Raw genomic sequence first — 13,263 nt, forward strand, 5'->3', positions numbered from 1 at the left:
CCCTTTGCGCCTTGATAAGCGACGGGGCGCGGCGCGGCAAGGCAGGAGCCTTCGCCGCATCAAGTTTTAGGGCCGGGAAGCCGCAAGTTGCGCCAGAATTTCAGCGGCCTGCGACTGCGGCGTGTTTAGCGTTTCGCGGTCCTCGCCGGGGTGGAAGCGTGCGCGCGTGGCGGTTGGCATGGGGGCAGGCGTCATGACGTGCACGCGCGGCCCGATTTTCACGCTTTCGGCCTGCCAGCTTTTGGCCAGCGCGATCTGTGCGGCCTTGGTGGCCCCATAGCTGCCAAAGAACTTGGTCGCCACGACGGGATCGTCAAAGAACACAGCCTGACCCGATTGCCCCAGCAGCGGTGCCACATAGGTAATCAGCGTCGAGGTGGCCGTGACGTTACACGCGACAGATTTCGCCATGTCCTTGGCGTCGATGTGATCGGTCGGGGCCAATGGGGCGGCGTGGACGGCAGTGTGAAGCCATAGATCGAGGCTGCCCCAACGGTCGTAAATGCCACGGCACAGGGTCGCCATCGCATCGGCATTGGTGATGTCCATCGGGGCCAGCGTCGCACTGCCGCCACGGGACTGGATGCGGTCATCCAGCTCTTCGAGGGCGCCGGTGGTTTTGGCCACTGCAATGATGTGGTGGGTGTCGCAAAGCGCTTCGGCCAAAGCGGCACCAAGGCCGCGGGACGCGCCGGTGATAAGAGCTGTTTTTGTCATGAGGTGGCTTTGCCTGAGCCACCGTCCCCCGTCAAGTGGGGCGCGGCGTCGCAGCGGCACGGGGCCAACACGGGGGCTAATCGTGCGCGCGGGTCAGCCCTTGGGCAGTTTCAGCGTCACGGTACGTCCGCGCTGCGACAGTACCACGCTGTCGTCGCCGATGGCTGCAACGATTCCGTCGCTGATCTTGTCGTTCAACGTGACCCGGTGGATACGCCCGCGGCCGTCCCGGATCAATGCGCCGGGTTCGGTCAGACTGCCAAAAGTACCTATCAGGGCAAGCTTGGGCAAGGATGCCTGCTGCGTTGCCAGACTAAGAACTTTTTGCGGTGTCGGAGTGCCTTTTTCGTCGGTCGCCATAGGTGCCTCTTGGTGCGCTCTGGTGTCGGGAAGTGGTTAGACCGTTGAGCTAACAAAGCCGCCGGTCATTCGAAAGAGGGCAGGACGGAGGCTGGCGAAGACTGGCTTGCAGGTCAGCAAAGCTTTGCCAGCGGCGCGGGGGCATAAACGCAAAAGGGCGGGCGAGGGGTTGATCCCTGCGCCCGCCCCTGCGGAAATGTAACGGAGTAAGCGGCCCTTATTCGGCGGCTGGCTTCATCTCGAACCCTTGATTGATCTGGTCAGTAGGGGTGACAGGGTAGTCGCCCGAGAAGCACGCATCGCAATACTGCGGGCATTTGTTGTTGCGGCCCTCTGCTTCGCCCACGGCGCGATACAACCCGTCAAGCGAGATGAACTTGAGGCTATCCACTTGAAGGTGCTCGCGCATTTCTTCTTCTGACATGGTCGCGGCCAACAGCTTTTCGCGCTGCGGCGTGTCCACACCGTAAAAGCACGGCCATGCTGTGGGCGGCGACGCGATGCGGAAGTGAACTTCCTTCGCGCCGGCATCAAGAATCATCTCTTTGATCTTGCGGCTGGTGGTCCCACGGACAACCGAATCGTCAACCAGAATGACCCGCTTGCCCTTGATCAGCGCCCGGTTCACGTTGAGCTTCAGCCGCACGCCCATGTTACGGATCTGTTCGGTCGGCTCGATGAAGGTCCGGCCCATGTATTGGTTGCGTATGATCCCCATCGCATAGGGGATACCCGATTCGAGGCTAAACCCGATGGCTGCCGGCGTGCCGCTGTCTGGCACGGGGCAGACAAGATCCGCGTCGACGGGGGATTCTTTGGCCAGTTCACGGCCGATCGCCTCGCGGGTTTCATAGACGGACCGCCCGCCAAGGATGCTGTCAGGACGGCTGAAGTAGACGTGTTCAAAGATACAAAAGCGCGATGCGACGCGGCGAAACGGAAAGTGGCTTTCGACACCTTTGGGGGTGATGACCACCATTTCGCCCGGTTCGATTTCACGAACGAATTCGGCACCGATGATGTCCAGTGCGCAGGTTTCAGAGCTTAGCGCCCAACCGTCACCGAGCTTGCCCAGAACCAGCGGACGCACACCCAATGGATCGCGCACGCCGATCAGTTTGGTGCGGGTCATGGCCACAACCGAAAATGCGCCTTCGACACGGCGCAGGGCGTCTTCCATCCGCTCGGGGATGTTTTGCTGAAGCGAGCGCGCCATCAGGTGAATGATACATTCGCTATCCGACGAGGACTGAAAGATCGACCCGCGTTCAATCAGTTCGCGGCGCAGGGCGTTGGCGTTGGTGATATTGCCGTTATGGGCAATCGCGGCACCGCCCATGGCGAATTCACCAAAGAACGGTTGCACGTCACGGATCGCTGTCGGGCCTTTGTTGCCCGAGGTAGAGTAGCGCACGTGCCCGATCGACAGTTCGCCGGGCAGTGTTTCCATGATTTTTTGCGAGGTAAAGTTATCGCGCACATAGCCAAAGCGGCGCGCCGATTGGAAGCCGGCGGTGGGGTCATAGCTGACGATCCCGCCCGCTTCTTGACCACGGTGCTGCAGCGCGTGCAGGCCGAGGGCGACAAAGTTCGAGGCGTCTGCAACGCCAATCACGCCGAACACCCCACATTCTTCTTTAAGTTTATCCCCATCATCTGCGTCACGCAGATACGAGGAATCAAATGGGTGTGCGGGGGGCATGATCTTGGACAACGGGGAAACTCCGAATCCGATGAAAGGATAGGGGCTGTGTAGGACTTAGAACGCGCCTTGTCACCCCGCCGTTACAATTTGCACGGTCAAATGCTGCGATGCAACATATTGCCAAAACGCAAACGCCCCCGAAAACGGGAGCGTAGGTATGTTATGTCGAAGTTTTGGCGGCGATCAGACGTCGCAGGCACCAACCAGCGCTTCATAGCGGGTGGTGATCCAACCCAGTGCAGCTTCGGGGTTTTGGTCTTCGATCTGGCCGGTAAAGCGCCCGAACACTTGAGCAGAGCGGCTTTCATCAACCATGGTAAAGGACTGGCCTGTGATCACGGTGCTGTAGACAAAGAACGCGATTGCAACCAGCAGGATGCCGCGGGCCACACCAAAGAGGAACCCAAGCCCCTGATCAAGACCCCCCAGAACCGATCGCTGTACCAGCGACGAGAACAGCGGGGTGAACAGCGACACCACGATCAGCGCGATGGCAAAGACAATTGCAAAGGCCCCGATAATCGATAATTCACAACTGTCGGCAAGAAATTCGCCCACAACCGGAATTTCTGACACCAGCGGTTCGACCTGCGGCGCAAAGAGAAACGCGAGTATCGCGGCGGCGATCCAGCCGACAATGGCCATAAATTCGCGTACAAGCCCGCGGCCATAGGCCAGCAAAGCGGACAGAATAATGACAAGCGCCACAACCCCGTCAATGATGGTAAAACCTTCCATGATCGTCTTGCCTTCCTTGAAGGGGCGGTTAACCAGCCCCGAATATTTCGCCTACAAATCCGGTTAGATCGCTCATGGTATTAAGCGTTATGCCGTTCTTGCCCACAGGTTTTCCGCCCGCGGGCGCGATGGCGCTGGTAAAACCAAGTTTTTGCGCTTCTTTCAACCTATTTTCGGTCTGACTGGCGGGGCGTAGCGCACCGGACAGGCTGATTTCCCCAAAAACTACGGTTTCTGCGGGCAGGGCCACGTCTTCTCGTGCACTCAACAGCGCCGCAGCGACCGCAAGATCCGCTGCGGGCTCCGAGATTTTCATGCCGCCTGCGACATTCAGATATACATCCAGCCCCGCAAAGGGGATGCCGCAGCGCGCCTCTAGCACGGCGAGGATCATTGCCAGACGGCCGCCGTCCCAGCCGACGACCGTGCGCCGTGCTTGCGAATGAGGCGAGGGGGCCACAAGCGCCTGCAGCTCGCATAGGACGGGGCGTGTACCTTCAATACCTGCGAAAACAACCGACCCCGCCGCGGGGGTGCCGCGTTCGGACAAGAACAGGGCAGAGGGGTTGGTCACCTCGGCCAGCCCTTGGCCCGTCATTTCGAACACGCCGATTTCATCCGCCGGGCCAAAACGGTTTTTGACCGCGCGCAGGATTCGGAACTGGTGCCCGCGCTCGCCTTCGAAATAGAGCACGGTGTCGACCATATGTTCGACCACCCGAGGGCCGGCGATCTGACCGTCTTTGGTGACATGGCCCACAAGGATCACCGATACGCCGCGCCGTTTGGCAAAGCTTGTCAGCTCGTGCGCGGCGGCGCGGACCTGACTGACGGAGCCTGGAGCGGAATCGACATTATCAGCCCACATCGTCTGGATCGAGTCGATGACGACGAGATCGGGTTTTTCTTCTTCCAGCGTGGTCAGAATATCGCGCAGGTTGGTTTCGGCGGCCAGCTGCACAGAGGCATCGGCCAGCCCCAACCGCTGTGCGCGCATACGCACCTGTGCCGGTGCTTCCTCGCCGCTGACGTAAATCGTTTTCAAGCCGTTGCGGGCGAAATGCGCGGCGGCCTGCAGCAAGAGTGTGGATTTCCCGATGCCCGGATCGCCGCCAACCAGAATGGCAGACGCGGGTACAAGCCCGCCGCCCAACACGCGGTCAAGCTCAGCAATGCCGGACTGGCTGCGGGGCGGGGGGGTGTCCTTGGTCGTGAGGTTGGTCAGCACCATCGCCGCGCCGCGCCGTGTGCTCAGCGATTTGCTGGGCGGACCCGAGGCCACGCCCTTGTCTTGCTGGATCGTGTTCCACTCACCGCAGGCGTCACAGCGCCCGGACCATTTGTTGTAGGTAGCACCGCAGGCGGCGCAGGAGAATGTAACGGGAGTTTTAGCCATGCGTCTTTCTGGCCGAACAAACGAGCAACGTCAAAGCAAAACCGTGCAGATCACGCAGAGTTACTCTGCGGCTTTGGGGGGCAGTTCGACAACCCGTGAATCACGCGCCATATCATCGGCGGTCACCATGCGGTCGATGCCGAGCTCTGGCATGATCTCGCGCATTTCGGCGCGTAGACGGTCCAGCTGTGCCGCAGCAACGCTTTCTTCAAGCTCGACCTCGTGCAGCCAATGCTTCATCTCGGTGGTGATACCTTTGGCCTGATCCAGACGGCTGTTGAACAGGTTCACCTCTTCCTGACGCTCTTTCAGGAAGTTGCGCGCGCGTTCGATCTTTTCGTCGGCATAGACCGTCGCGAGCTCTCTGGAGATATGGCTCATCTGTGCCGCAACTTCGAGAAGGGCGGGCTCAAGCGTGCTCAGGTCAGGGTGGTCACGCAGATAGGCCAGACGTTCACGCACGGAATCGAACTCCGACGACATCTGAAACACTTCACCGCGATCCGCCGCATGCACCGCACCGTAAGCGCGGGTCACATCATTCATATTCATAGAGAACTGGCGGTGTGACGTTTCAAGCTGCATGACACGGCGATTGGTCGGAAGGAAAAAGCAGATGCCGACGGCCAAAAAGGTCAACCCGATTTGTGCGTACATGCCCGCGTTCTCGACCGGTTCACCGGCATAGCTGATGGGCAGTTCGACCCACGCCCATATTCCCAAGGCCGCCATCACAGTCGAGACGGTAATCGCCACGGCGGCAACAGCGAATAGCGCGACTGCGAGTCTTTGAAAGATATACTGGATAAGTGCCGTCAACGCGTTCATCTGTCTCACCTTGTGCTTATGTGTCCGTTATAAGCAAGAATATGCCGGCGCCGGCAAAAGGCGAAGAAAATCTTCTATTTTTGGTAAAAGAATCGATCTAAAAGGGCCAAAATACCCTATATTCAACCTTAACGGGAGTTGTGGTGACGTGGTCGCCCCCGATGGTCGGCGAATTTTTGCGTAAGATAGCCTATTAAAACAGACGCTAGAATACATGCAGTGAAAAGATAAAGACCCCAGGCCGTTTCTATCCGACCGATCCCGATCTCTTTGACCAAGGTCACATAGAGGGCAATTAAAAAAACGTCCGCCATCGCCAGTTTGCCAACTACCTGCAAGATAGGTAGGGTGCGCGGGCCGATAAGATCAAACTGCACCAGCGCCAGCCCGACAGTCTTTACATAGGGGGCCGCCAACGCAAATAGCGCCACCACCAGCGCTAGAAACATGTCGGTTTGCCAAAGCGATTTCAAACCGCTCAGAACCGAGATCTCGGTCAGTCCGAACAGTGGCAGCACGCCCGCACGCAACAGCGGCGCACCCCATGCGACGGGATAAAGGATCAGCAACGACAGGTTCAAAAACCGCAGCAGCGTCTTTGCGCGGCCTACGCCCTTTTGCGGTGGATCATTCGACATAGACCCGATCATAGCGGGCCCCAAGCGCGGTCAGCACCTCGTATCCGATGGTGCCCGCAAACCCTGCGACGGTATCGACCGATTGATGGCCACCGATCAACTGCAGGTGTTCGGGCACCTCGGCAAGGCTGGTCACGTCGACCGTAATCAAATCCATTGAGACACGCCCGATGACCGGCAATCTGCGGCCCTCGTGTGTCAGGGTCGCCCCGTTGCCCAAGGCGCGGATCAGCCCATCGGCATAGCCGGCAGCGATGGTGGCGACCTGCGACGGGCGCGGTGCAGTCCAAGCGCAGCCATAGCCGACAGAGTGGCCTGTGCTGACCTCGCGTACCTGAATAACGGGCACATCCAGCGTCACCACGGGCTGTGCATCCAGAAAGGGCAGCCCGCCATAAAGCCCGATACCGGGGCGGGTCATATCAAAGTGATAGTCACGCCCGAGCAGAATGCCACCCGTGGCCGCCAGTGACCGCGGTACGTTCAGCCCGTCGGTCATCTCGCGGAAGGTTGCAAGCTGGCGGGCGTTCATCGCGTGGTTCGGTTCGTCTGCGCAGGCCAGATGAGAGATAATGAGCGTCGGGTTCTGGGCCAGTGCGATGTCGCGCAGCGCGCTCCATTCGGCGGGGTCCATGCCCAGACGGTTCATACCGCTGTTGAGCTGAACGCCGAAACGATGGCCGGGAAGGGTCTCGACGTGCGCGATCAGCTGGTCGACCGAATTGATCATCGGTGTCAGCGCGGCAGAGCGGATCATATCGGCGTCTCCGGGCATATGCCCTGCAAAGACGTTGATCGCAGGGCCGGGCCCCAATACGCGGCGCAGCGCTACGCCCTCTTCGGCGACGGCAACAAAGAACTTGCGCGCCCCTTGGGCTGCCAGAACAGGGGCGACGCGGTCGATCCCCAGACCATAGGCGTTGGCCTTGATCACGGCACCGGTTTCGCAGCCGGTCATTTCATTCAGCGCCTGCCAGTTGGCGGCAATCGCATTGAGGTCGATGGAGAGGGTCGCTGTTGTCATAGGATTTGTTTCGACCGGATACCCGCGAAGGTCAAGCCACCAGCACCCGTCGCGTTCAAATATCCGTCCTCCTGGGGACCACCGGCGGTTTATCGAACTGATTTCCCTAACGTAACGAAACCTTCGCATGACGCTTGCATGGTGCCGCGAACGGGGTAGCCTGTGCCTGACAAAAGACAGGCTACGATCAGCAGCCGGATATAGGACGGGAGAAACATCATGCGAATTGCAACAAAGACGACGGGGACTGCTTTGGCGGTGATCACAGCAATGGCCGCGCCCATGGCGCAGGCAGAGAACCGGATCGACACACAGATGCCGAACGCACCGGATATGGCGGCCTACGGGGACGCTGCCATCGGGGTGCGCCAGCTTGATCTGGTGCATAAGGACCAGGTCGATATTCTGTCAATTGATCCGGCGGCTGATAAACCCGAAACCCTACCACGCTATGACCGCCCCCTGACCGTCGAGGTCTGGTACCCCGCAGCAGAGGGGGCCACGGGCGACACCGCGATCAAGGCGTTCATTCGCGATGGCAAGACCGAAGTCACCCTGCAAGGCAAAGCCATGCGCGACGTGGATCCTACCCAGCCCGACGCCGCCTATCCGTTGGTCATCGTCTCTCACGGATATCCCGGTAACCGGTTCCTGATGTCGCATCTGGCGGAAAATATCGCGTCGAAAGGCTATGTTGTGGCGTCGATAGACCACACGGATTCGACCTATCGCACGCAGGCTGCCTTTGGTTCCACGTTGGTGAACCGGTCGCTGGACCAGCTGTTCGTTCTGGATGAAATGGCGCGTCTGTCGCAGGATGAAAGTTCATTCCTGAACGGATTGGTGAACGCGGATAACACCGGTTTGATCGGTTATTCGATGGGCGGCTACGGCGCGGTGATTACTGCAGGCGGCGGCGTGACGGAAGCTTCGGTCGGATATGGCTGGGGCGGACCGCACGGCACCTTGGGTATCCATCAGGCGGGATCAGAGACGCATACCAACCTGCCTGACCCGCGGATCAAGACCGCGATTGCAATCGGCCCCTGGGGTATGAACACAGGCTTTTGGGACGCCGAAGGGCTGAAGGGGGTACAGATTCCGATGCTGTTCATGGCAGGGTCGGAAGACATGGTATCGCTCTACGAAAAAGGGGTGCGCGGCATTTGGGAGAACGCAAGCAGCGTCGACCGTGCCTTGCTGACCTTTGAAAATGGCGGCCACAATGCGGCGGCACCCATGCCTGCACCGGCAGAATCCTTCCGCGATGACGCTGATCTGGGGTTCAATGTCTCGAGCCACTACACTGATCCGGTCTGGGACACGGCGCGTATGAACAATATTGCGCAGCATTTCGCCACGGTCTGGATGGGGCAGCACCTGAAAGGCGACGCCGAAATGGACGGCTATCTTGATCTCGTCGAAAACTCCAACGACGGGGTCTGGTCGATGAACGAGGACGGTACCCCGAAAGAGGACCACAACTATTGGAAGGGGTTCGACAAGGACACCGCCAAGGGGTTGCGCTATGAAACCATGTCTCCTGAATAAGGAGGCACGCGCATGATGCGTCTGCGTATCATGTTCTCGCATGCGGCTGTCGCGGTGATGGCGGTCGCATGCGTGGCAGGGCTTATCGGCTTGGCGCTGTTCGCGTCGTTGTGGGTCTGGGCGCTGGTCCCGTTGGGGGTCGCGGCGCAGATGCTGAATGAGTACAATCTGCATCGTTATGTTTTCCACCTGACACCCCCAAGGGCGCAGTGGGCGTTTGACCTGCTTTATATGGCGCATTACGGCCACCATGATTTTCCGACGAACACCAAGCTGTTTTTCGTTCCGATCTGGGTAGCGTTGCCGATGCTGGTGGTGAACGGGGGCGTGCTTTGGGGTGTGCTCGCGCTGATCGGGGTGCCGCAGGCGGGGTGGGTTTCGGTGGCAGTGGTGCCTGTAGGCGGCGTGCTGACGTTTTTGATCTATGAGTGGTTCCACATGACAGCACATGTGAACGTGTCCAAAACGCGGGTAGAGCGGTACGTGACCACGCTGCACAACCAGCACCATTTCCGCGATTTCAGTAAATGGTTTCACGTCAGCCCCGGCGGGGAAGTGATCGATCGCGTGATGGGGACATCAATCAACCGAGAGGCGCTGAAGCATCAACAACGGATCGAATTCATTCGAACGTTGGGGATGCGTCCCGATGACCAAAGGCTGGTCGCGGCACGGGACCGCTTTGCCGCGAAATACAACCTGTCAGAGGCAGAGATCTCACGCGCAGCAGTCGTCTAAACCGCTGCGCGTGATGTGATGTGTGGGGTGATTAGAATTCCTGATCGCCGCCGCCGTTATCACTTTGCCAAGGTTTCACGAGGTTGCCAAAACGGGTGAAGCGTCCTTCGAAGCTTAGGTCGACAGTGCCAATCGGTCCGTGACGCTGCTTGCCGATCACCACCTCGGCGCGACCATGCAGACGCTCCATCTCTTCTTGCCAGATCGCCATTTTGTCCAGCTCGTGATCACCGGGCTTTTCGCGTTCTTTATAGTATTCCTCGCGGAACACGAACATCACGACGTCGGCATCCTGTTCGATCGACCCGGATTCACGCAAATCCGACAGCTGCGGGCGTTTGTCTTCGCGGTTTTCCACCTGACGCGACAGCTGAGACAGCGCGATCACGGGGATGTGCAGCTCCTTGGCGATGGCCTTGAGGCCCATGGTGATCTCCGAGATTTCGTTCACCCGGTTTTCGCCTTTGCCTGTCCCGCGGACCAGTTGAAGGTAGTCGATGATCAAGACGTCCAACCCGTGGGTCCGCTTGAGCCGCCGCGCACGGGCAGCCAGCTGGCTGATCGGCAGGGCAGGCGTGTCGTCGATATACAGCGGGCAGGCCTCGAGCGCCTTGGCGGCGTCCACAAAGCGCCGGAATTCGGTTTCGGTCATATCACCGGACCGGATCTGCTGCGACGGGATTTCTGCTGCTTCGGACAGGATCCGTGCGGCCAGCTGTTCGGCGCTCATCTCGAGGCTATAGAACCCGACAACCCCGCCATCGACAGCGCCTTCGGTGCCGTCATGCAAGGTGCCGCGCCGATAAGCTTTGGCCACGTTAAAGGCGATGTTCGTCGCCAGCGAGGTTTTCCCCATCGACGGACGACCCGCAAGGATCAAAAGGTCAGACGGGTGCAAGCCACCCAGCTTTTTATCCATATCAATCAAACCGGTAGAGACACCAGACAGGCCCCCATCCCGTTGATAGGCGGCGTTGGCAACATTCACCGCATCGGTAACGGCCTTTAGAAAGCTCTGAAAACCGCTTTCGGTCTGGCCTTGTTCCGCCAGCTTATAGAGCTTTTGTTCTGCCTCGACGATTTGTTCACGCGGCTCTGATGCGACATCGACCTGTGCTGCTTTGGCGGAAATGTCGCGGCCCAGCTGGATCAGGTCACGGCGCACCGCCAGATCATAGATCATCTGCGCATAGTCACGCACGGCAAAGGCACTGATCGCGGCACCGGCAAGACGCACAAGATAGGCAGGCCCGCCCAGTTCTTTCAGCCCTTCGTCATCCTCCATGAACGCCTTGAGCGTCACGGGAGAGGCGAGGTTGTTTTTTGCAATCCGTGCGGCGGCGACTTCGAAAATACGCGCGTGGACGGGGTCATAGAAATGTTTGGGGCCAATGACCGACGCCACCCGATCATAGATATCGTTGTTCGTCAGAATTGCACCCAGCAACTGCTGTTCCGCTTCGATGGAATGCGGCATCGTCTCTGCCGCTTTAACCGTAAGCTGGTTGCCGTCGATGCTTGAAATTTCGTTCATGCTACGTGTCGTCCCACTGATAAATGACCCGAGGCTTGTCTACCCGAGCCGCCCGTCATCCCGCAATCTTTATAAGCTGTGGATAACCTGATCTCTGGGCTAGCGTAGCATATGTCGCGTGGCATTGCACCACGCGACACAATATCATGTGGACCTATTAGGGGTTTTTCCGCGCATCTTGCCAGGCTTCGGGCGCATTCAGGAAGGCTTCGACTTCGGTCAGGGTTTCGGTGTCAAAAGCGTTCTGCGCTTTGGCTTCGGCCAGCACGTCCCACCAGGTGCACAGGCTATGCAGCGTAACCCCGTGATCGCCCAAGGTCTTTTCGGTTTGCGGGAAAATACCGTAGTAAAAGATCACCGCCGTATGCGCACAGGTCGCACCCGTATCACGAATCGCGTCGACAAAGCTGATCTTTGACCCGCCGTCGGTTGTCAGGTCTTCGACAAGCAAAACCCGTTGGCCTTCCGTCATTTCACCCTCGATCCGGGCGTTGCGGCCATAGCCTTTGGGCTTTTTGCGCACATAGGTCATCGGCAGAGCCATGCGTTCGGCCACCATCGCGGCAAAAGGAATACCCGCAGTTTCACCGCCCGCGATATTGTCGAACGCCTCGAAACCGGCTTCGCGCATCACCGTCACCGTCAGGAAATCCATCAAGGTGGCGCGGATACGCGGATAGCTGATCAGCTTGCGGCAGTCGATATAGGTTGGGCTTGGCAGACCCGAAGCAAGGGTGAAAGGCTCTGCCGCGTTGAAATGGACCGCTTTGATCTCCAGCAACATCCGCGCAGTCAGGCGCGCCATTTCGGTCGAGTCGGGATAGCTGGTAGGGATCATGTCGTGCGTTCCTTTTGGGGCCTTGGCAAAGGCAGTCGTTGGTTGCCGGCCCGCATCATAACTGGGTCGGCAAAAGTCTATATCGCGGGGTGGTCAATCAGAGTTGACGGACCAGTTCAACGGCATCAGAGGATCAAAAACGGTGACCGGCCCTTCAGGCGTGTCAATATGATCGGGATAAGTCGCCGGTGTGCGGGTCAACGTCATCGTCATATCATTCGGTGCCAGCCCGTAAAAATCCGGCCCGTTCAACGAGGTAAAGCGTTCAAGCTGCTCCAGCGCGTCTTCCTGTTCGAACACCTCGGCGAGGATCGACATGGTGTTTGGCGCGGTAAAGCAGCCCGCGCAGCCACAGGGCAGCAGCTTGTTCTCGTCCGTGTGGGGCGCGGAATCCGTGCCCAGAAAGAACCGCGCATCGCCGGATGTCGCTGCAGCACGCAAGGCAAGCCGGTGGATCTCGCGTTTGGCAACAGGCAAGCAATAGTAATGCGGCTTAATCCCGCCCGCGAGGATATGATTGCGATTGATCACCAGATGGTGCGTGGTGATGGTTGCTGCCAGATTGCCTGTACTTTCGGTCACATACTGGGCGGCGTCGGCGGTGGTGATGTGCTCCATCACGACTTTCAGCCCAGCGTGGCGGCTGCGGATCGGGTCCAGCACGCGGTCGATGAACACGGCCTCGCGGTCGAAAATATCAATTTCGTGGTCGGTCACCTCGCCGTGGGTGCACAGGGGCAGGCCGATCTCGGCCATCCGTTCAAGCACGGGCGCGACGTTGTCGAAATTTGCGACGCCGCTGGCAGAGTTGGTCGTTGCACCGGCAGGGTAAAGCTTGACCGCAGTGATCAGACCGCTGGCATGGGCCGCGGCCACATCATCAGGGTCGGTGTCTTCGGTCAGATAAAGCGTCATCAATGGCGTGAAAACTGCGCCTTCTGGCAGAGCGCCAAGGATGCGATCACGGTAGGCTGCGGCATCCGCACCGCGCACCACCGGAGGCACAAGATTTGGCATAATGATTGCACGGGCAAAATGCGCGGCGGTATAGGGCAATACGGCATCCAGCATCGCGCCGTCGCGCAGGTGCAGGTGCCAATCATCGGGACGTCGAAGCGTGAGGGTCTGTGTCATGGGCTCCCCGCTAGCACAGGGCGTGCGGGCGCGCTAGTCTTGGGATGGCACCTGCGGCGGTT

General features: G+C 59.2%; 13 protein-coding genes. 2 read left to right on the forward strand and 11 right to left on the reverse strand.

Going from position 1 to position 13,263, the window contains the following annotated elements:
• Positions 1-66: 66 nt before the first annotated feature.
• The 8 genes from E5180_RS02805 to alr all read right to left on the reverse strand — a co-directional run bounded on the left by E5180_RS02805 (position 67) and on the right by alr (position 7,406).
• Positions 67-717, reverse strand: coding sequence for an SDR family NAD(P)-dependent oxidoreductase (locus E5180_RS02805; RefSeq protein WP_138923059.1), 651 nt, complete (start codon positions 715-717; stop codon positions 67-69).
• A gap of 93 nt (positions 718-810) precedes the next feature.
• A complete protein-coding gene (locus tag E5180_RS02810; protein WP_138923060.1) occupies positions 811-1,077 on the reverse strand; it encodes a pilus assembly protein PilP in 267 nt (88 codons plus the stop codon).
• Positions 1,078-1,294: 217 nt separating this feature from the next.
• Positions 1,295-2,779, reverse strand: a complete 1,485-nt coding sequence (gene purF, locus E5180_RS02815; RefSeq protein ID WP_138923061.1) for an amidophosphoribosyltransferase — start codon at positions 2,777-2,779, stop codon at positions 1,295-1,297.
• 186 nt (positions 2,780-2,965) lie between these two features.
• Positions 2,966-3,520, reverse strand: coding sequence for a CvpA family protein (locus tag E5180_RS02820; protein WP_093732581.1), 555 nt, complete (start codon positions 3,518-3,520; stop codon positions 2,966-2,968).
• Positions 3,521-3,548: 28 nt separating this feature from the next.
• Entirely contained in the window at positions 3,549-4,916 is a 1,368-nt protein-coding gene (gene radA, locus E5180_RS02825; RefSeq protein WP_138923062.1) for a DNA repair protein RadA, read from the reverse strand.
• A 60-nt stretch (positions 4,917-4,976) separates the two neighbouring features.
• Positions 4,977-5,744, reverse strand: a complete 768-nt coding sequence (locus E5180_RS02830) for a DNA repair protein (protein ID WP_138923063.1) — start codon at positions 5,742-5,744, stop codon at positions 4,977-4,979.
• A 128-nt stretch (positions 5,745-5,872) separates the two neighbouring features.
• Positions 5,873-6,382 carry a paraquat-inducible protein A gene (locus tag E5180_RS02835; RefSeq protein WP_138923064.1) on the reverse strand — a complete coding sequence of 170 codons (510 nt, stop codon included), beginning with the start codon at positions 6,380-6,382 and terminating at the stop codon, positions 5,873-5,875.
• The gene (alr, locus tag E5180_RS02840) at positions 6,372-7,406 is read right to left on the reverse strand and encodes an alanine racemase (RefSeq protein WP_138923065.1); all 1,035 of its coding nucleotides are present in this window, start codon (positions 7,404-7,406) and stop codon (positions 6,372-6,374) included. The genes E5180_RS02835 and alr overlap by 11 nt, the downstream gene beginning before the upstream one ends.
• Before the next feature lie 219 nt (positions 7,407-7,625).
• On the opposite strand from alr, the gene E5180_RS02845 reads away from it, so the two are divergent.
• Positions 7,626-8,957, forward strand: coding sequence for an alpha/beta hydrolase family protein (locus tag E5180_RS02845; RefSeq protein ID WP_138923066.1), 1,332 nt, complete (start codon positions 7,626-7,628; stop codon positions 8,955-8,957).
• 12 nt (positions 8,958-8,969) lie between these two features.
• Entirely contained in the window at positions 8,970-9,695 is a 726-nt protein-coding gene (locus tag E5180_RS02850; RefSeq protein ID WP_138923067.1) for a sterol desaturase family protein, read from the forward strand.
• A gap of 31 nt (positions 9,696-9,726) precedes the next feature.
• Here the strand turns inward: E5180_RS02850 and E5180_RS02855 are convergent, their stop codons facing one another.
• The 3 genes from E5180_RS02855 to pyrC all read right to left on the reverse strand — a co-directional run bounded on the left by E5180_RS02855 (position 9,727) and on the right by pyrC (position 13,201).
• Positions 9,727-11,229: a replicative DNA helicase gene (locus tag E5180_RS02855; protein WP_138923068.1), complete on the reverse strand. Its 1,503-nt coding sequence runs from the start codon at positions 11,227-11,229 to the stop codon at positions 9,727-9,729.
• Positions 11,230-11,386: 157 nt separating this feature from the next.
• On the reverse strand, positions 11,387-12,067 hold the full coding sequence (locus tag E5180_RS02860) for an orotate phosphoribosyltransferase (protein WP_138923069.1): 681 nt from the start codon (positions 12,065-12,067) through the stop codon (positions 11,387-11,389).
• Between the two features lie 93 nt (positions 12,068-12,160).
• Entirely contained in the window at positions 12,161-13,201 is a 1,041-nt protein-coding gene (gene pyrC, locus E5180_RS02865; RefSeq protein WP_138923070.1) for a dihydroorotase, read from the reverse strand.
• Positions 13,202-13,263 lie beyond the last annotated feature (62 nt).

The organism is Sulfitobacter sp. BSw21498 (assembly GCF_006064855.1).
GTDB lineage: Bacteria > Pseudomonadota > Alphaproteobacteria > Rhodobacterales > Rhodobacteraceae > Sulfitobacter.